The organism is Stenotrophomonas sp. B2 (assembly GCF_014947095.1).
Classification (GTDB): domain Bacteria; phylum Pseudomonadota; class Gammaproteobacteria; order Xanthomonadales; family Xanthomonadaceae; genus Stenotrophomonas; species Stenotrophomonas maltophilia_P.
In genome coordinates, this window is the sequence record NZ_JADCQA010000006.1 from 73,411 (window position 1) to 91,505 (window position 18,095).

At 68.5% G+C, this 18,095-nt stretch carries 18 protein-coding genes; 17 read left to right on the forward strand and 1 reads right to left on the reverse strand.

The window, feature by feature from the left end; translation table 11 throughout:
* The first annotated feature begins 149 nt into the window (after positions 1-149).
* From IMX13_RS08510 to pncB, 15 genes are all read left to right on the forward strand, one after another.
* On the forward strand, positions 150-2,003 hold the full coding sequence (locus IMX13_RS08510) for a S8 family peptidase (RefSeq protein WP_065182835.1): 1,854 nt from the start codon (positions 150-152) through the stop codon (positions 2,001-2,003).
* Positions 2,004-2,143: 140 nt separating this feature from the next.
* Positions 2,144-3,865: a type II secretion system ATPase GspE gene (gene gspE / locus IMX13_RS08515; protein ID WP_193396193.1), complete on the forward strand. Its 1,722-nt coding sequence runs from the start codon at positions 2,144-2,146 to the stop codon at positions 3,863-3,865.
* 24 nt (positions 3,866-3,889) lie between these two features.
* On the forward strand, positions 3,890-5,110 hold the full coding sequence (locus IMX13_RS08520) for a type II secretion system F family protein (protein ID WP_065175845.1): 1,221 nt from the start codon (positions 3,890-3,892) through the stop codon (positions 5,108-5,110).
* Between the two features lie 48 nt (positions 5,111-5,158).
* A complete protein-coding gene (gspG, locus tag IMX13_RS08525) occupies positions 5,159-5,602 on the forward strand; it encodes a type II secretion system major pseudopilin GspG (protein WP_053520019.1) in 444 nt (147 codons plus the stop codon).
* Between the two features lie 6 nt (positions 5,603-5,608).
* Positions 5,609-6,103, forward strand: a complete 495-nt coding sequence (locus IMX13_RS08530; RefSeq protein WP_074901860.1) for a GspH/FimT family pseudopilin — start codon at positions 5,609-5,611, stop codon at positions 6,101-6,103.
* Positions 6,103-6,519, forward strand: coding sequence for a prepilin-type N-terminal cleavage/methylation domain-containing protein (locus IMX13_RS08535; protein WP_053520017.1), 417 nt, complete (start codon positions 6,103-6,105; stop codon positions 6,517-6,519). Before IMX13_RS08530 ends, IMX13_RS08535 begins: the two co-directional genes overlap by 1 nt.
* The gene (locus IMX13_RS08540; RefSeq protein ID WP_193396194.1) at positions 6,516-7,148 is read left to right on the forward strand and encodes a type II secretion system protein J; all 633 of its coding nucleotides are present in this window, start codon (positions 6,516-6,518) and stop codon (positions 7,146-7,148) included. The genes IMX13_RS08535 and IMX13_RS08540 overlap by 4 nt, the downstream gene beginning before the upstream one ends.
* Complete coding sequence (locus IMX13_RS08545; protein ID WP_074902114.1) at positions 7,145-8,008, forward strand: general secretion pathway protein GspK; 864 nt, start codon at positions 7,145-7,147, stop codon at positions 8,006-8,008. The genes IMX13_RS08540 and IMX13_RS08545 overlap by 4 nt, the downstream gene beginning before the upstream one ends.
* The gene (locus IMX13_RS08550) at positions 8,005-9,162 is read left to right on the forward strand and encodes a PilN domain-containing protein (protein ID WP_128989084.1); all 1,158 of its coding nucleotides are present in this window, start codon (positions 8,005-8,007) and stop codon (positions 9,160-9,162) included. The genes IMX13_RS08545 and IMX13_RS08550 overlap by 4 nt, the downstream gene beginning before the upstream one ends.
* On the forward strand, positions 9,143-9,841 hold the full coding sequence (gene gspM / locus IMX13_RS08555; protein ID WP_164151713.1) for a type II secretion system protein GspM: 699 nt from the start codon (positions 9,143-9,145) through the stop codon (positions 9,839-9,841). The genes IMX13_RS08550 and gspM overlap by 20 nt, the downstream gene beginning before the upstream one ends.
* A complete protein-coding gene (locus IMX13_RS08560) occupies positions 9,831-10,637 on the forward strand; it encodes a general secretion pathway protein GspN (RefSeq protein WP_193396195.1) in 807 nt (268 codons plus the stop codon). Before gspM ends, IMX13_RS08560 begins: the two co-directional genes overlap by 11 nt.
* Positions 10,638-10,646: 9 nt before the next feature.
* A complete protein-coding gene (gene gspD / locus IMX13_RS08565) occupies positions 10,647-12,848 on the forward strand; it encodes a type II secretion system secretin GspD (protein ID WP_065175838.1) in 2,202 nt (733 codons plus the stop codon).
* Positions 12,849-12,980: 132 nt separating this feature from the next.
* Positions 12,981-13,832, forward strand: coding sequence for a glycosyltransferase (locus IMX13_RS08570; protein WP_193396196.1), 852 nt, complete (start codon positions 12,981-12,983; stop codon positions 13,830-13,832).
* Complete coding sequence (locus tag IMX13_RS08575) at positions 13,829-14,668, forward strand: glycosyltransferase family 2 protein (RefSeq protein ID WP_111186328.1); 840 nt, start codon at positions 13,829-13,831, stop codon at positions 14,666-14,668. The genes IMX13_RS08570 and IMX13_RS08575 overlap by 4 nt, the downstream gene beginning before the upstream one ends.
* A 73-nt stretch (positions 14,669-14,741) precedes the next feature.
* The gene (pncB, locus tag IMX13_RS08580; protein WP_053518866.1) at positions 14,742-15,923 is read left to right on the forward strand and encodes a nicotinate phosphoribosyltransferase; all 1,182 of its coding nucleotides are present in this window, start codon (positions 14,742-14,744) and stop codon (positions 15,921-15,923) included.
* Here pncB and IMX13_RS08585 read toward each other — a convergent pair.
* Positions 15,920-16,285, reverse strand: coding sequence for a hypothetical protein (locus IMX13_RS08585; RefSeq protein WP_053518868.1), 366 nt, complete (start codon positions 16,283-16,285; stop codon positions 15,920-15,922). The two genes, pncB and IMX13_RS08585, sit on opposite strands and share 4 nt — an antisense overlap.
* Positions 16,286-16,740: 455 nt before the next feature.
* Between IMX13_RS08585 and IMX13_RS08590 the strand changes: the two genes are divergently transcribed.
* Positions 16,741-17,280 carry a fimbrial protein gene (locus tag IMX13_RS08590; protein WP_053518870.1) on the forward strand — a complete coding sequence of 180 codons (540 nt, stop codon included), beginning with the start codon at positions 16,741-16,743 and terminating at the stop codon, positions 17,278-17,280.
* Positions 17,281-17,365: 85 nt separating this feature from the next.
* Entirely contained in the window at positions 17,366-18,094 is a 729-nt protein-coding gene (locus tag IMX13_RS08595; RefSeq protein ID WP_053518872.1) for a molecular chaperone, read from the forward strand.
* The last annotated feature ends 1 nt before the right edge of the window (position 18,095 follow it).

Consider the following 18,095-nt stretch of genomic DNA (forward strand, 5'->3'; position numbering starts at 1 on the left):
ATCGCGCCGGCGGCCACCCACGCCGGCGCCACACCCGCAACGAGGGCCTGGGGGAGGTCACGGCAATCCCGGCTGGGCCGGCCGGGAGTCGTCAAGGAATGATGGCCGCAGTGTTGGTTCGATCCATGACCCAGAAGAGGAATTTCGACGTGATCAAGAAGCAGAACCTTCGCATCAACGTGCTTGCCGCCGCTGTGCTGTCGATGACCGCGGTAGGTGCCGTCCATGCCGCCGGGTTGCCGACGCAGGAACCGGCACGCCAGGCGCGCACCGCACAGCCGGGCACCGACCGCATCATCGTCAAGTACCGCGCCGGCACGGCCGCTGCGCTGGATCGTTCGGCCAAGCTGTCCACGGTGCAGTCGGCGCTGACCCGCGCCAGCCTGTCCGGCGGCACTGCGCGCGCCAGTACCCTGGGCCCGCAGGTCGTGCGCAAGCTCGGCGTCGGCGCCGATGTGATCCGCCTGCAGGGCCGCCTGGCCCCGGCTGAACTGCAGCGCGTGCTGAAGGAGCTGAAGGCCGATCCGGCGGTGCAGTACGCCGAGGCCGACGTGAAGCTGCGCCGCAGCGAACTGCGTGCCGGCGACGTGCAGCCGGCGCTGGTGCCGAACGACCAGTACTACCAGCAGTACCAGTGGCACCTGCACAACGCGACCGGCGGCATCAACGCGCCGGCAGCCTGGGATGTTTCGCAGGGCGAGGGCGTGGTGGTGGCGGTGCTCGACACCGGCATCCTGCCGCAGCACCCGGATCTGGTCGGCAACCTGCTGGAGGGCTACGACTTCATCAGCGATGCCGAGACCTCACGTCGCGCTACCGACGACCGTGTACCGGGCGCACAGGACTATGGCGACTGGGTCGAGAACGACAACGAGTGCTACACCGGTTCGCTGGCTGAAGACAGCTCCTGGCACGGCACGCACGTCGCCGGCACCGTGGCCGAGCAGACCAACAACGGTGTCGGCATGGCCGGCGTCGCGCACAAGGCCAAGGTGCTGCCGGTCCGCGTACTCGGCAAGTGTGGCGGCTACCTCTCCGACATCGCCGACGCCATCACCTGGGCCTCCGGTGGCACCGTGACCGGCATTCCGGCCAATACCAACCCGGCCGAAGTCATCAACATGAGCCTGGGTGGCAGCGGCAGCTGCGATGGCACCTACCAGGATGCGATCAATGGCGCGATCTCGCGCGGCACCACGGTCGTGGTGGCCGCCGGCAACGAGACCGACAACGCGTCCAATTACCGTCCTGCCAGCTGCGCTGGTGTGGTGACGGTGGGGGCCACCCGCATCACCGGCGGCATCACCTACTACTCCAACTACGGCACCCGCGTCGATCTTTCCGGCCCCGGTGGTGGTGGCAGCGTGGACGGGAATCCGGGTGGCTATGTCTGGCAGGCCGGTTCCGACGCGGCGACCACGCCGGATTCGGGCAGCTACAGCTACATGGGCATGGGCGGTACCTCGATGGCCTCGCCGCACGTCGCGGCGGTGGCGGCACTGGTGCAGAGCGCGTTGATCGCCGATGGCAAGGAGCCGCTGGCTCCGGCAGCCATGCGTACCCTGCTCAAGGAAACCGCACGCCCGTTCCCGGTGGCCATCCCGTCGGCGACCCCGATCGGTACCGGCATCGTCGACGCCAAGGCCGCACTGGCCAAGGCGCTGGAGGAACCGTGCACCGAGGACTGTGGCCCGGTAGCCACGCCGCTGACCAACAAGGTCGCTGTCGGCGGCCTGTCCGGTGCGACCGGCGGCAGTGCCCTGTACAGCTTCGAAGCGGTGGCGGGCAAATCGCTGAGCGTGATCACCTACGGTGGCAGTGGCAACGTGTCGGTGTACCTGGCCCAGGGCCGCGAGCCCAGCGCGAGCGACAACGATGCCAAGTCCACACGTGCGGGCAACGCCGAAACCGTGCGCGTCAACAAGCCGGTGGCCGGCACGTACTACGTCAAGGTGGTGGGTGAAGCCGCCTACAGCGGGGTGACCATCCTCGCCACGCAGTAATGCCATCGCACTGTCGTAGATGAACTGGCGACGCCCGTCACCCCGCGGTGGCGGGCGTTGTCATTTTTCGAAAGGCGGCGCGATGGCGGCGGAAACCACGGCTTAACTGCTAAAGTCGGGCCGATCGACAGGAGAGTCACGTGAACGCGCTCGCTGCAACCACTGCCGACGACGCCGAGAGCCGCATCCTGGATGCGCTGCTGGCGCGTGGGCGGCTCAAGGAAGGAGACCTGGCCCGGGCGCGGCCGCTGCATGCCGAGGCCGGCGGCAGCCTGCTCGGCCTGCTGGTGCGCCTGGGGCTGGTGTCCGAGCGGGACCAGGCGCAGGCCAGCGCGGATGTGCTGGGCCTGCCACTGCTGGAAGGCAAGCAGGTGCCCGAGACGCCGCCGCAGTCCCTCGCCGAAGGCCTGCCGCTGTCACTGCGCTTCCTCAAGCAGTTCCACGTCTGTCCGCTGGCGCTGGATGAACACGGCGTACGGCTGTGGTTGGCCGATGCCCACGATGTCTACCCGCAGCAGGCCGTGCAGCTGGCACTGGGCGTGCCGGTCACGCCGGTGCTGGGCATGCGGGCGGAGATCGACGATCTGGTCGAGCGCTGGTTCGGCCAGGGCCGCAGCGCGATGGGGGCGATCGTGGAAACCGCCGATGGTGAAGGCGGCGCGGTGGACGACATCGAGCATCTGCGTGACCTGGCCTCGGAAGCGCCGGTGATCCGCCTGGTCAACCTGGTGATCCAGCGCGCGGTGGAACTGCGTGCGTCGGACATCCATGTCGAACCCTTCGAAAGCCGTTTGAAAGTCCGTTACCGCGTCGATGGCGTGCTGGTGGAGGGCGAGAGCCCACCCGCCAACCTGACCGCCGCGGTCATCAGCCGCATCAAGATCATGGCCCGGCTCAACATCGCCGAGCGCCGCCTGCCGCAGGACGGCCGCATCATGCTGCGCGTGCAGGGCAAGGAGCTGGACCTTCGCGTCAGCACGGTACCGACCGCACACGGCGAGAGCGTGGTGATGCGCCTGCTTGACCGCGAAACCGTGGTGTTCGATTTCCATCGGCTTGGCTTCACCGATGCATTCCTGCCGCAGTTCCGCAAGGTCCTGGAGCAGCCGCACGGCATCCTGCTGGTGACCGGCCCGACCGGTTCGGGCAAGACCACGACGCTGTACACCGCGTTGAGCCAGCTCAATACCGCCGACGTCAAGATCATCACGGTCGAAGACCCGGTCGAGTACCAGATCGAAGGCATCAACCAGATCCAGGCCAAGCCGCAGATCGGCCTGGACTTCGCCAATGCGCTGCGCAGCATCGTGCGCCAGGATCCGGACATCATCATGATCGGCGAAATGCGCGATCTGGAGACCGCGCGCATCGCGATCCAGTCGGCGCTGACCGGCCATCTGGTGCTGTCCACCCTGCACACCAACAATGCCGCCGGTGGCATCACCCGGCTGCTCGACATGGGTGTGGAGGACTATCTGCTGACCTCCACCATCAACGGCATCCTCGCGCAGCGTCTGGTGCGCCGCCTGGAACCGACCCACGCCGAGCGCTACCCGGCGTCACCGGAAGAGATCGATCGTTTCGAGCTGCGCCGTCTGCAGCCGGAGGGGGCGATTCACCTGTACCGGCCGCGCCCCTCGGCACTGGCACCGACCGGCTACCTGGGCCGCACCACCATCATGGAATTTCTGGTGATGAACGACGCGCTGCGGCGCGCGGTGATGCGCCGCGATGGCATGGGCGAGCTGGAGCACATCGCGCGCGAAGGCGGCATGCGTACCATGTACGAGGATGGCCTGGCCAAGGCCCTTGCCGGGCAGACGACCATCGAGGAAGTCCTGCGTGTGACGGAGGAGAGCTGATGCGCGCCGGAGCCCGGGGCTGACATGCCGAACTACCGCTACAAGGCCCTCAATCCGCATGGCGAGATCTTCGACGGGCAGATGGAAGCGGCCAGCGAGGCCGACCTGATCGCGCGCCTGCAGGACCAGGGGCATCTGCCGATGGAAACCCAGCTGGCCGATGCGGGGTCCATCGGCGGGGGCAGCTGGCGCAATCTGTTCCACCAGCGCCCACTGCAGGGACCGGCGCTGCTGCAGTTCACCCAGCAGCTGGCGACCCTGCTCGGTGCCGGCCAACCGCTGGATCGCGCGCTGTCGATCCTGCTGGGCCTGCCCGAGGACGAGCGCTCGCGTCGTGCGATCACCGACATCCGCGACGTGGTGCGCGGTGGTGCGCCGCTGTCGACCGCGCTGGAGCGCCAGCATGGCCTGTTCTCGCGCCTGTACGTGAACATGGTGCGTGCCGGCGAGGCCGGCGGCAGCCTGCACGAGACCCTGCAGCGGCTGGCCGATTACCTTGAGCGCGCGCGTGCGCTGCAGGGCAAGGTGATCAATGCGCTGGTCTACCCGGCCATCCTGCTGGTGGTGGTGGGCGGCGCGCTGCTGTTCCTGCTGGGTTACGTCGTGCCGCAGTTCGCGCAGATGTACGAGAGCCTGGACGTGGCGCTGCCGTGGTTCACCAATGCCGTGCTGCAGCTGGGCCTGTTCGTGCGCGACTGGTGGATCCTGCTGCTGGTGGTACCGGGCGTGCTGGCCCTGCTGTTCGAGCGCAAGCTGCGGCAGCCGGCCTTCCGCCTGGCCCTCGACGGCTGGCTGCTGCAACGGCGCAGCATCGGCCGCCTGCTCGGCGAGCTGGAAACCGCACGGCTGGCGCGCACGCTGGGGACGCTGCTGCGTAACGGTGTGCCGCTGCTGGGTGCGCTGGGCATCGCCCGCAACGTACTGGGCAACCGCGCGCTGGCAGCCGACGTGGATACCGCCGCCGACGAGGTCAAGAACGGTGCGGGCCTGTCGCTGGCACTGTCGCGCGGCAAGCGCTTTCCGCGGCTTGCCCTGCAGATGATCCAGGTCGGCGAGGAATCCGGCGCGCTGGACACCATGCTGCTGAAGGCGGCGGATACCTTCGAGCAGGACAGCGCCCGGCGCATCGATCGCCTGCTGGCGGCGATGGTCCCGGCGATCACCCTGGTGCTGGCTTCGGTGGTCGGTGCGGTCATCGTCGCCGTGCTGGTCCCGCTGTACGACCTGACCAATGCCATCGGTTGACGATGGACTCTTCCGCACTTCGACCCAACGCAACCGAAAGGACCGATCATGATCGCTAACCGTCGACCCATCCGCCTGTCCTTCACCGCCGCGCGGCACCAGTCGGGCATGAGCCTGCTGGAGATCATCATCGTCATCGTGTTGATCGGCGCGGTGCTGACCCTGGTGGCAAGCCGCGTGCTGGGCGGTGCCGACCGGGGCAAGGCCAACATCGCCAAGGCGCAGGTGCAGACCGTGGCATCCAAGATCGACAACTACCAGATCGATACCGGCAAGCTGCCGGGCGCGCTCACCGATCTGGTGACCGCACCGGCCGGCGTTGGCGGTTGGCTCGGCCCGTACGCCAAGCCGGCCGACCTCAACGATCCGTGGGGGCACGCGCTGGAGTACCGCGCACCCGGCGAAGGCCAGCCGTATGAGCTGATCAGCCTGGGCAAGGACGGCAAGGCCGGTGGCAGCAGCGTCGATGCCGACATCCGCTACCAGCCGTAATCCCGCATGACGTATTTCCTGCCGCGCCGGTTGCCCCGACCGCGCCTGCACGGCAGGCGCCCGGCGGGGCTGTCGCTGCTGGAGATGCTGCTGGTGATCGCGCTGATCGCGGCCATCGGCCTGATCACCGCGGCGGGACTGTCGCGTGGCTTCGCCGGCATGCAGTTGCGCAGCGCCGGCAAGGACATCGCCAACCAGCTGCGCATGGTGCGTGCACAGGCGATCGCGCGCGGCGAACCGCAGCGGTTCGTGATCGAGCCGGCACGGCATCGCTGGCAGGGGGCGAACCAGCGCCAGGGCGAACTGCCGGCACAGCTGACGGTGCGTTTCGAAGGTGCGGCGCAGCTGGCCACTGCGCCGGGGCAGGGTGTGATCGAGTTCCATCCCGATGGCGGTTCCAGTGGCGGCCGCATCCGCCTGCAGCGTGATGCCGCCGAATGGCGCATCGATGTCGGCTGGTTGACCGGTGAAGTCCGCTCCGGCCCATGGCAGGCGCAGTGATGCGGCGGGCGCGCGGTTTCACGCTGCTGGAGGTGATCGTGGCCTTCGCTCTGCTCGGGCTGGCGCTGACCCTGCTGTTGGGCAGCCTGTCCGGCGGTGCCAGGCAGGTGCGCGAGGCCGAACTGCGCACGCGCGCCGTCCTGCATGCGCAATCGCTGCTGGCTGCGGCGGGCGTGGATGCGCCGCTGCAGGTGGGGCAGCAGCAGGGCGACTGGGAAAACGGGCGCTATCGCTGGGAGTTGCAGGTGCAGCCCTGGACCGAGCCACGCGCCGGCAACGCCGCGGCCACGCAGTCGCCGGGTGCCCCGTGGCTGGCCGAACTGCAGTTGCAGGTGCGGTGGGGCGATGGCGAGCGCGAACAGCTGCGCTGGCGCAGCCTGCGCCTGCTGCCACCAGACCTGGAGCGTGCGCGATGAAGCGGGGCGCTGCGGGATTCACCCTGGTTGAAGTGATGCTGGCGACCGTGCTGCTTGCCGGTGGCCTGGCGCTGGCGTTCGCCAGCGTGCGCTCGGCGATGGCGGTCAGCCAGCGGGGTGAACAGATCGCCGCCGAAAGCGAGCGGATGCGCGCGGTGCAGACCCTGCTGCGGCGACAGCTGGCCGGGGCGATGCGCAGCCCGCTGGAAGTGCCTGACCCGACCCGCGAGCCGGTGTTCTTCCAGGGCGAAGAGCAACGGATGCTGTTCGTCGCTGATCTGCCAGGCTACCTCGGACGCGGCGGGCCCTATCTGCATGCGCTGCAGGTGGATGGCAAGGCCGGCCAGCAGCGTCTGCTGCTGGACCTGGTCCTGCTGCAGGAGGGCGAGCGCATCGCCGAAACGCCGCCACGCCCGCCCGAGGTGCTGGTGGATGGCCTGCAGGCGGTGGAGATGCGCTATCGCGGCATCGATGCCGGCAGCGGGCAGATGACCGAGTGGCTGCCGCGCTGGGAAGACACCCGTCGCCTGCCTCTGCTGGTGGAACTGCGGATCGTGCCGGTCCGCGGTGCCGCATGGCCGCCCCTGGTGGTGGCCCCCCGCCTGGGCGGCGGTGGAGGGGGGCGTTGATGCGGTCGCGCGGGGCCGCACTGGTGCTGGTGCTGTGGTTGATCGCGCTGATGACCGCACTGGTCGGCGCGTTCGCGCTCAGCGCCCGCGTCGAGCATCTGCAGGAGCGCGTGCTCGACGACGATGCACGTGGCCAGGAGCGTGCCCGTGCGGGACTTGAGTACGCACTGATGCGGCTGTCACCGGATCCGCTGCGCGCGCCGTGGCAGGCCGATGGTCGCACCTATCGCTGGCAGTTCGACGGTGCCCGCATCGAGATCCAGGTGCTGGACGAGAACGGCAAGATCAACCTGAACCTGGCCGACGTGGCGCTGCTGACCGCATATCTGCAGGCACTTGGCGAACCGGTGGACAACGCGCGCCAGCTGGCAGGCGCGATCGTCGACTGGCGTGACGAGGACAGCCTGCTGCAGCCCGGCGGCGGTGCCGAGGCACAGGATTACGCCGCGGCCGGGCTGCCGTATGGGCCACGCAACAAGCGCTTCGAGACGCTGGGCGAGCTGCAGCGGGTGCTGGGCATGAACGGGCCGCTGTACCGGAAGATGCTGCCGCACCTGACCCTCTACAGCCGCCAGGCACGACCGGATCCGCGATTCGCCAGCGCTCCCGTGCTGACCGCGCTGGGCCTGGATGCCGACCTCGTGCTGGCGCAGCGGAACCAGCCGGAGCGTGACGGCGATCCGGCGGATGGATCTTCAGCGCTTGCCAGCAGCAGCGGCACCTATAGTATCGAGTCCCGTGTCATCGACGGCAGTGGACGCAGGTCGGTGTTGCAGGCAGTGGTTCGCAATGGCTCCGGGGGGATTCCCGGGCGGTCCTACACAGTGCTTCGCTGGGAGCAGGGAATGACGGCAAGATGACGGCTTGGCAGGACAGTCTGCGGCAGGTGCAGGGCCAGATCGGTCCTGGCGCCGGCCGTTTCCTGCGCTGGTGGCGGCACTCGTTGCTGGCGTGGGTGCCGGCGCGCTGGCAATGGGCGCTGGGCTGGGCCCAGGCACGGTTGCTGCTGCAGCGCGAGGGTGACCAGCTGCAGGTCTGGCGCGAAGCGGGCGAGCGCCGCGAGGCGGTGGTCACCCTGCCGTGGCCCTCGTCTCCGGCCGCACTGGATCGCGTGCTGGAGCCGCGCCTGCGCAGCCTGCCGCGATTCTGGCTGCTGCCGGTGGAACGGGTCCTGCGTCGCACCCTGCGGCTGCCGGCGGCGGCCGGCGACCGGCTGCACGCGGTGGTCGGTTATGAGATCGACCGGCAGACCCCGTTCGAGGCCAGCCAGGTCAGCTATGACGTGCGTGAACTGGGCGTGGCAGGGGAAGGCCAGCTGCAGGTCGAACTGGTGGCCTGGCCGCTGCGCCAGATGGAGGCCTGGCGTGCCAGCGTGGGCGAATGGGGCGACGCCCTGGCCGGCGTCGACGCGATCGATGCACAGGCTGGCACGCTGCAGGTCAACCTGTTGCCGAGCGCCCAGCGCCAGTCGCGGCCCGATCCGATGCGGCGCTGGAACCTGCTGCTGGCCCTGGCCGCGCTGGTGATGCTGGTACTTGCTGGACTGCAGTTGCTGGACAACCGCCGCGCCGCCGCCGACGCACTGCGTGCGGACGTAGAACGCAGCGCGCGCAGTGCCCGGGGTGTAGCCAGTGAACGCGCCCAGCTGCAGGCACTGATCGACGGCGCGGCCTTCCTGGAGTCGCAGCGCCGCCAGCATGCCGGCACGGTGGAAATCTGGAACGAGCTGACCCGCCGTCTGCCTGAAGGAACCTATCTGGAGAAGCTGGCCATCGAGAACAACGGTCTGCAGCTGATCGGGCTCAGCCGCGAAGCCTCGCAGCTGGTGCAGCTGCTGCAGGATGCTCCGCAATGGCGCAAGGTCAACCTGACCGGTGTGCTGCAGGCGGACGGCGCCGGCAGCGGCCGGGACCGCTTCACCATGACTGCCGAACTTCAGCCGTTGCCCGCGGCGGCACCGGCAACGCCGACAGCAGCGACTCCGGAGGCGGCCGATGCCAAGCGCACGCCGTGACCGCTGGCTGGCGCTGGCGCTGCTGCTGGCGGTGCTGGGCCTGGCTTACCTGTTGCTGGTGCACCCTTGGTTCACCCAGCCGCTGCGCGAGATCGATGCCGATGTCGCGGCCCTGCGCGAGCGCCAGCAGCGCGTGCAGGCGCAGCTGCAGCAGCAGCCCCAGATCGAACAGCGGCTGCGCGCCACCCGTGAAGCCTTGCAACGGCAACCCGGCTTCCTGCAGGAGGCCACTGCCGAAGCCGCGGCCGCCGCGCTCGGCGCGCGCCTGCAGGATGCGGTGGCCACTGCAAGCCCCGGCAACCGCAGCTGCACCATCAGCAATCGCACGCCGCTGACCGACAATCGCCGTGATGCCGAGTTCGTCCGTGTCGCCATGCAGGTACGCCTGCGCTGCGGCGTGGCGGAACTGGCGACCGTGCTGCACAGCCTGGAAACCGGCAGCCCGCGGTTGTTCGTGGACAACCTCAATCTCATCGCGCAGCGCTTCCAGCAGTCGCCGAACGAATCCGGGCTGGGCCTGGACGTCTCCTTCGAACTGGCCGGCTACCTGTTGCCCGGTGCCGCCAGTGGCGCTGCGGCAGTACCTCCCGCAGCGGAGCCCGCCGCGGCCGCCCCGGCCCCGGTCGAGCCGCCGCCACCGGCGGCCGCCGAGGGAGAGGAGGTCGCCGATGAAACGTGAGCCCATCAGCCTGCGCACCGGTTTCCTGCTGGCCCTGGCCGGCTGGTCCGCCGCGATATGGCTGGCCACCGGTTTCGGACTGGGCAGTCGCCTGCCGGCCGGCGGGGCCGACGCCGACCCCGCGGCAGCACTGCCGGTGCTGCCGGCGTTCGCTCCGGAACGGATGGCCAGTGCGGACAGCTACAGTGCCATCGCCGCGCGTCCGCTGTTCGCCGAAGACCGCAGGCCGCGCCCTTACCTGCTGGGCGGCAGTGAACCCAGCGCCAGTGCCGCATTGCGCCTGACCGGTGTGCTGCTCACGGACGACTTCGGCCTGGCCACGTTCAGTACGGAGCAGAACCGCTCGCTGCGCCTGCGCCTCAATGGTGACGCGGTCGACGGTTGGCAGCTGGTTGCGCTGCAGCCCCGCCAGGCGACGGTGATCGGCCCGGGCGGCAGCCAGGTGCTGGAACTTGCCGTGTTCAACGGGCAGGGCGGGGAGCCACCGACGGTCCTGCGCGGCAGTGCCGGTGCATCCGCACCGGGTGTGCCGGTGCCACCGCCGGTAGTGCCGCTGCCGGCGCAGGCCGCGCCGGCACAGGCGGCGACCGCACCGCAACGTGCAGCCGACGCCACACCCGCGCCGGCGTCTGCTGCCGCACCCCCGCCGCCGGCCAACAGCAACGGGCCCAGCGAAGCGCAGATGCAGGCCATCCGCGAGCGCATCCAGGCCCGCCGCCGCCAGCTGCAACAACAACAGCAACAGCAACAGCAACAACAGTCGCCGCCGCCTTCGGGCAATGGCGCCAACCGGTAGAGTGAGAGCATGAGCCTGCGTTTTCTTCCTTGGTCCTTCGTGCTCGCGCTGCTGGTGGGCTGCAGTACCGTCTCCAGCCCCCATGTGCAGCGCAAGGGCGCCCTGCAGCCTGCGCCCAGCGCCGGCCAGGCCGCAGCGGACGTCCAGGCCGATGCGGCGGCCGACAGCCAGGGGGCACCGCAGGCGGTCATCCGCCGTGGCACCGGCACGATGATCAACCGCGAGGCCGCGCGCGCGCCGTCGCCGGCATTGCATGCGGCCGGCACCGGCAGCGCCACGTTCAACTTCGAGGGCGAATCGCTGCATGCCGTGGTCAAGGCGATCCTCGGTGACATGCTGGGCCAGAACTATGTGATCGCGCCGGGGGTGCAGGGCACGGTCACGTTGGCCACGCCCAAGCCGGTCTCGCCGGCACAGGCGCTGAACCTGCTGGAGATGGTGCTGGGCTGGAACAACGCGCGCATGGTGTACAGCGGCGGGCGCTACAACATCGTTGCCGCCGACCAGGCGCTGGCCGGCACTGTCGCGCCGAGCACCGCACCGGCCTCCAGCGCGCGCGGCTTCGAGGTCCGGGTGGTGCCGCTGCAGTTCATCTCCGCCACCGAGATGAAGAAGGTGCTGGAGCCGTACGCGCGGCCCAACGCCATCGTCAACGTCGACAGCGGCCGCAACGTGATCACCCTCGGCGGCACCCGTGCCGAGCTGGAGAACTACCTGCGCACAGTCGAGATCTTCGATGTGGACTGGCTGTCGGGCATGTCGGTGGGCGTGTTCCCGATCACGTCCGGCAAGGCCGAGCAGGTTGCCAGCGACCTGGAGAAGGTGTTCGGCGAGGAAAGCAAGACGCCCAGCGCCGGCATGTTCCGCTTCCTGCCGCTGGAAAACGCCAACGCGGTCCTGGTGATCACCCCGCAGGTGCGCTACCTGGACCAGATCCAGCAATGGCTGGACCGCATCGATACGGCCGGTGGCAGTGCTCGCCTGTTCTCCCATGAGCTGCGCTACATCAAGGCGCGCGATCTTGCCGAGCGGCTCAGCGAGGCGTTCGCCAGCAGCGGCAAGCGGGGCGGCTCGAGCCCTGCATCGCTGGCCCCGGGTGCCATTCCGTCGCAGCTGGACAGCGACAGCGACCGTGGCATCGACAGCAACAACAGCAGCAGCTTCGGCTCGACCCCGGGCAGCAGTTCCAGTGGCGGTAATGGCAGCTTGAACCTGCCGCAGCGCCAGTCCGGCAACGTCAGCGTCAGCCTGGAAGTGGAAGGCGACCGGGTCGGCGTGTCGGCGGTGGAGGAAACCAATACGCTGCTGGTGCGCGCGACGCCGCAGGCCTGGCGCTCGATCCGCGAGGTGATCGAGAAGCTGGACGTGATGCCACTGCAGGTACATATCGAGGCCCAGGTGGCCGAGGTCGCTCTGGATGGCGACCTGAAGTACGGCGTGAACTGGTTCTTCGACAACGCCGTGGCCGGGCGTGCACTGACCGGAGCCTTGAGCGGTGTGACCTTGCCGGCCGCGGCGGGTGGCTCCTGGAGCAGCTTCGCCGGTGCTGCGACCGGCGGCGAAGGCCTGGGTTGGGCGTTCACCGGCCACAATGGTGCAGCGGTGGTGAGCGCGCTGGACAAGGTCACCGATGTGCGACTGCTGCAGACCCCGTCGGTGTTCGTGCGCAACAACGCCGAGGCCACGCTCAACGTGGGTGACAAGGTGCCGATCAGCACCACCACGGTGAACACCGGCGTCGGCACCAGCAGCTACAGCTCGGTGCAGTACATCGATACCGGCGTGATCCTGAAGGTGCGCCCGCGCGTGACCCGCGACGGCACGGTGTTCCTGGACATCGTGCAGGAAGTCAGCAGCGCGTCGGATGTGCCGGAGAACTGCAATCCGCAGGAGCGCAACTGCAACCCGCGCATTTCCACCAAGAAGCTGGCTACCGAGGCCGCCGTACAGAGCGGCGACACCATCATGCTGGCCGGCCTCATCACCGACTCGGCCACCGATGGCAGCAGCGGCATTCCCGGCCTGAGCCGGATTCCGGTGATCGGCGCACTGTTCGGGCAGAAGAGCCGCACCAGCCGTCGTTCGGAGGTGATCGTGCTGCTGACGCCCAGCATCGTTCGCAATGCGCAGGAAGCGCGCACGCTGACCGACGAGTACAGCGAGCGCTTCCGGGCGATGGAGCCGCTGAACCAGCCGCGCGCAAAGAAGTAGGGGGTTACGGCGGGGCGACACCCGCCGTTTCCATGAACCCCGCTTCGGCTCCGGCCTCTGCACGTGCCGGGTGCAACCCGGCCAACACCCTCCCGGTGCTACGCTGTGGCCACCGACAACCACGGAGGCGGGATGGGGGCGATCGTGTTGTTGCCGCTGTGCGTGGACGATGCGGCGCTGGACCGGTGTCTGGCCGCACTTGATGCCGGTACGGCACCGGGTACCGCGGTCTGGTTGGCCGACGATGCCCAGACCGGACCACGCGCTCAGGCGGTCGTCGAGCACTGGCTGGCGAACACGCCACTGCAGGCCGAGTACACCCGCCGCGCCCGGCCGCTGGGCGAGGTGGCCCATCTGGATGAAATGCTGCGTGCCTGCGAGGGGCTCGATGTGGCCGTGCTGGCACCGGACAGCGTACCGGCGCCGGGATGGCTGCAGCAGCTGCAGGACGCCTTCGCCCGCGATGCGGCCATTGCCACCGCCACGCCCTGGTGCAATGCAGGCGAGACCGCGGCCTGGCCCCGGCTGGGCGAGATCAATGCCGAGCCCACCGATACTGCGCTGCTGGCGCAGACCTGCGCCGCACTGCCGACCCTGCACCCGGAGCTGCCATCGGCGGTCACGCATGCGGTACTGGTGCGCGGCAATGCACGTCGCCGTGCCGGCGGACTGGACGTGGAAAGCTACGCCGGCTGGAACGCTGCGCTGGTCGATCTGAGCCTGCGCATGGCGGGCCTGGGCTGGCGCAACGTGCTGTGCGAGAACGCGTTCGTCAGCCGCGCCGGCGAAGCGGTCAGCCGCGATGGCGATCTGGATGCGTTGGCCGCGCGGTGGCCTGGCTGGGTGCCACGCCTGGCCGACTTCCTGATGCACGATCCGCTGCACGAACTGCGCGCGGACCTGCAGCAGCGGATGCGGCAGGCGATAATGCCGCGCGAACAGGGCGATCTGTTCGTCCCGTCCGCGTCGGAGCCAACCGCTTGAATGCCGCCATTGCCGCCATCGTCGTTACCTACCAGAGCGGCAGCACCATCGATGCCTGCCTGTCGCGGCTGCGCCAGTCGCAGGATGTGGCGGAAATCCGGGTGATCGACAACGGTTCGGTGGATGGCACGCTGGATATCGTGCAGCGGCACGCCAGCCACGACCCGCGCGTGCGCTTCATCGGCAACCCGGACAATCCGGGCTTCGCCGCCGCCAACAATCAGGGCGCGGCCGATTCGCACAGCCCATGGCTGGCGTTCATCAACCCGGACCTGATGGTCGAGCCGGAAACCCTGGCCAGGCTGCGCGATCGCGCACACGTGCTCGGTGACTGCCTGCTCGGGGTCGAGCAGGTGGATGAGCACGGCCATGCCGATGAGGCGGTGCGCCGCCGTGATCCGGATTTCCTGGCCATGCTGCGCTCGCCGGGCAGCGGCTCGAAACTGGCGATTCCGCGCGATCCGGCACAGACGCTGCAGCCGGTGCCGGCGCTGTCCGGCGCGCTGCTGCTGATGCCGCGGACGCTGTTTGATCGTCTCGGTGGCTGGGACGCCGGTTACCGGTTGCACGCCGAGGACCTGGACCTGTGCCGGCGCGCGCGTGAGGCGGGCGCGGTGGTGGCGATCGCCAACGACCTGCAGGTCACCCATGTGCGCGGCGTGTCCAGCCGTTCGCGGCCCTTCTTCGTCGAGTGGCACAAGCACCGCGGATTGTGGCGTTACTTCCGCAGGTTCGAGGCGCCACAGCGCTCGTTGCTGGTGCAGGTGGCGGTCTGGGGGGCGATCTGGGCGCACGCGCTGCTGCTGGTGCCGAGACTGCTGCGCAGATCCCTGTAGTGTCGAGCGTGTCCGGCGGCGGCGCGCATGGGCGGGCCCCCCGGTTCACCCCGCCGGGCGCATAATCCGCCTCATGCCTATCATCCAGTCCCTGCTCGACACCGATCTGTACAAGTTCACCATGATGCAGGCGGTGCTGCACCAGCACCCCGGCGCCCAGGTGCAGTACCGGTTCAAATGCCGCACGCCCGGCATCGACCTGGCCCGCTTCATCGACCAGATCGATGAAGAGATCGACCACCTGTGCAGCCTGCGCTTCAGCGACGCCGAGCTGGATTACATGCGTGGCCTGCGCTTCGTGAAGCCCGATTTCGCCGATTTCCTCGGCCTGTTCCACCTGGACCGCAAGTACATCCAGCTGCGTGCCTCGACCCGGGTGCCCGGCGAGATCGAACTGGACATCACCGGGCCCTGGCTGCATACGATCCTCTTTGAAGTGCCGCTGCTGGCCATCATCAACGAAGTCTGGTTCCGCAACACCACCACGCCCGACTTCGCCGAGGGCGAGCGCCGCCTGCAGGCCAAGGCCGCGCTGCTGCGCGACACCCCCGGCTTCGAGCAATGCCGCATCGCCGACTATGGCAGCCGCCGTCGCTACTCGCGCGACTGGCATGCGCGCCTGCTGCCGCTGCTGCGCGATGCGCTCGGCCCGCAGCTGGTCGGCACCAGCAACGTGCATTTCGCCCGGCTGTACGGCATGACCCCGCACGGCACGATGGCGCACGAGTACCTGCAGGCATTCCAGGCGCTGGGGCCGCGGCTGCGTGATTCGCAGGTGGCGGCATTGGAGTCATGGGCGCGCGAGTACCGCGGTGACCTGGGCATCGCGCTGTCCGACGTGGTCGGCCTGGACGCCTTCCTGCGCGACTTCGACATGTATTTCTGCAAGCTGTTCGACGGCGTGCGCCATGACTCGGGCGATCCGTTCGACTGGGGCGACCGCATGCTGGCGCATTTCCAGCAGCGCCGGGTCGATCCGCGCAGCAAGGTGCTGGTGTTCAGCGATGGGCTCGACATCGCCAAGGTGATGCGCCTGTACGACTATTTCCGCGGTCGCTGCCAGGTGGCCTTCGGCGTCGGCACCCACCTGACCAACGATCTGGGCCCGACGCCATTGAACATCGTCATCAAGATGGTCCGCTGCAACGGCCAGCCGGTGGCCAAGCTCAGCGATTCGCCGGGCAAGAGCATGTGCGACGACCCCGGCTACCTGGCCTACCTGCGTCAGGTCTTTGAACTGCCGGACCCGGCTTAAAGGTAGTCGACCACCACCAGGTAGGCGCCCCGCAGCGGTTGCTGCTGCGGCGCTTCCACGCGGTAGCGCTCGGAGAAGGCGATGTCGCCGACGCGCATGGCGCTGGCCGACACGGCCAGCTGCTGGCCATGGCGCTTGCCATCGCGCAGCGTCGCGGCCTGGCTGTCGCCCACCGCGGTCACCGCCACCGTCGAGCCCTTGGCCGACGGCGGGCAGGCCGCCAGGCTCAGCTCGCCCTGGGACAGGGCCGTCGTGCAACCCGGCTCGGCGATGCGGCCGCTGAACCGGATGCTGCCACTGCTGGCCTGGGCCAGCGCACTGACGGACATCAGGGCCACGCACAGCAGAAGGGAAGTCCTCATGACACGTTCTCTGGTTCGGTGTGTCCTAGTTAGCGACAGCTCCGGACGGCCTTTAATAGGCAAAATCCGAATCTGCTAGGGCCATCACCAACAAAGAGTGATGCGCATCAAATAAGGCGCTGGCCGCCTGAAAACAGCCTCTTTCAGGCGCGCCCGCCACCGGGGTCGAAGACGTCATCTGCTGTCGTTCCCCCACCTTTGCCGGCCCGCGCCAGTTCCCCATCGGCCGCCGAGCCAAAAGTGCCTATCACGTCACATTTTGGGTGTCAATAAACCATCGTTCAGAAAAATAATGGGACTTTCATCACAGTTCTGCATATACTTGCGTCACGGATTCAGGGGTAGGTATGTCCGAATCCGGCCACAGGTGAGACGCAAGGATGGGTCTTGAAGCCCGGCAGTGCTCCTTGCTTCCTCCTCTACTTCCATCTCTTCAGTAGGGTTAGGTAAAAGCAATGCACAAGATCAACATCATCGCGGCTCTCATGCTGGCCGCTGCTCCGCTGGCCGCCAACGCTGCCGACGGCACCATCACCTTCAATGGCAAGGTGACCGACAAGACCTGCACCATCTCGACCCCGGGCGGCAAGGACTTCGCCGTTACCCTGCCGACCGTGTCCAAGAACACCCTGGCCACCGCCGGTGCCGTCGCGGGCCGTACCCCGTTCGCCATCAACCTGACCAAGTGCAGCGCCGGCAACGTCGCCACCTACTTCGAGCCGGGTTCGACCGTTGACTTCAACAGCGGCCGCCTGATCAACCAGGCTTCGGCCAACGCTGCCGGCAACGTGCAGCTGCAGCTGCTGGGCTCGAACAACCAGTTCCTGCCGGTGAAGGCCGCAGGCACCGGTCTGGCCCAGGACAACTCGCAGTGGGTGACCGTTGCCACCGACGGCACCGCCAACCTGAACTACTACGCGGAGTACTACGCCACTGCCGCCGCCACCCCGGGCGACGTCACCAGCAGCGTCAAGTACACGATCATCTACAACTGATCATCGCCGTACCCGCACTGGCCGGCGTACGCGCCGGCCAGCGCTCCGCGGCCCCTGGCCACACACCTCGAGCGTAGTACTTCCGATGAAAGCTCTCTTTCCCCGGGCGCTGCTGCTGGCAGCGTCGACGCTGCTCTTCTGCCAGGAAGCCATGGCAGGCGTGGTGGTCAATGGCACGCGTGTGATCTATCCGGCGCAGTCGCGCGAAGTCACCGTGCAGGTCGACAACGTGGGCGACTCGCCCGCGCTGGTGCAGGCCTGGATCGACAGTGGCGACGCCAACCAGACGGCCGACACCAGTGATGCCCCGTTCGTGCTGACGCCGCCGATCAGCCGCGTCGAGCCGGGCCGCAGCCAGGCGCTGCGCCTGATCTTCTCCGGCGCGCAGTTGCCGACCGATCGCGAGTCGGTGTTCTGGCTGAACGTGCTGGACGTGCCGCCGTCGCCGGACAACGCCGAGAACGGTGAGCAGAACTACCTGCAGGTCGCGTTCCGTTCGCGCCTGAAGCTTTTCTATCGGCCGCAGGGCCTGAAGGGCGTCGCCAACGACGCACCGGCAGCCCTGCGCTGGACCCGCAGCGGTGACCGCCTGCGGGTGGAGAACCCGAGCCCCTTCCACGTGACCCTGGCCGAAGTGCATGCCGTGACCGGCAGCAGCGAAAAGGCGGTCGAGGACAAGGGAACGATGGTCGCACCGAAGCAGAACCTGGAGTTCGCCGCACCGGCGGGCACCACCGAGGTGCGCTTCATCACCATCAACGATTACGGCGGTCGGGTGGAGCACAAGGTCCGCCTCGACAGCACCGGGGGCTGAA

Excerpts from the sequence above, each read along its gene's own strand:
- IMX13_RS08520 (WP_065175845.1), top strand. The coding sequence starts at position 3,890 with ATGCCGAACTACCGCTACAAGGCCCTCAATCCGCATGGCGAGATCTTC.
- gspG (WP_053520019.1), top strand. The coding sequence starts at position 5,159 with ATGATCGCTAACCGTCGACCCATCCGCCTGTCCTTCACCGCCGCGCGG.
- IMX13_RS08530 (WP_074901860.1), top strand. The coding sequence starts at position 5,609 with ATGACGTATTTCCTGCCGCGCCGGTTGCCCCGACCGCGCCTGCACGGC.
- IMX13_RS08535 (WP_053520017.1), top strand. The coding sequence starts at position 6,103 with ATGCGGCGGGCGCGCGGTTTCACGCTGCTGGAGGTGATCGTGGCCTTC.
- IMX13_RS08540 (WP_193396194.1), top strand. The coding sequence starts at position 6,516 with ATGAAGCGGGGCGCTGCGGGATTCACCCTGGTTGAAGTGATGCTGGCG.
- IMX13_RS08550 (WP_128989084.1), top strand. The coding sequence starts at position 8,005 with ATGACGGCTTGGCAGGACAGTCTGCGGCAGGTGCAGGGCCAGATCGGT.
- gspM (WP_164151713.1), top strand. The coding sequence starts at position 9,143 with ATGCCAAGCGCACGCCGTGACCGCTGGCTGGCGCTGGCGCTGCTGCTG.
- IMX13_RS08560 (WP_193396195.1), top strand. The coding sequence starts at position 9,831 with ATGAAACGTGAGCCCATCAGCCTGCGCACCGGTTTCCTGCTGGCCCTG.
- gspD (WP_065175838.1), top strand. The coding sequence starts at position 10,647 with ATGAGCCTGCGTTTTCTTCCTTGGTCCTTCGTGCTCGCGCTGCTGGTG.
- IMX13_RS08570 (WP_193396196.1), top strand. The coding sequence starts at position 12,981 with ATGGGGGCGATCGTGTTGTTGCCGCTGTGCGTGGACGATGCGGCGCTG.
- pncB (WP_053518866.1), top strand. The coding sequence starts at position 14,742 with ATGCCTATCATCCAGTCCCTGCTCGACACCGATCTGTACAAGTTCACC.
- IMX13_RS08585 (WP_053518868.1), bottom strand. The coding sequence starts at position 16,285 with ATGAGGACTTCCCTTCTGCTGTGCGTGGCCCTGATGTCCGTCAGTGCG.
- IMX13_RS08590 (WP_053518870.1), top strand. The coding sequence starts at position 16,741 with ATGCACAAGATCAACATCATCGCGGCTCTCATGCTGGCCGCTGCTCCG.
- IMX13_RS08595 (WP_053518872.1), top strand. The coding sequence starts at position 17,366 with ATGAAAGCTCTCTTTCCCCGGGCGCTGCTGCTGGCAGCGTCGACGCTG.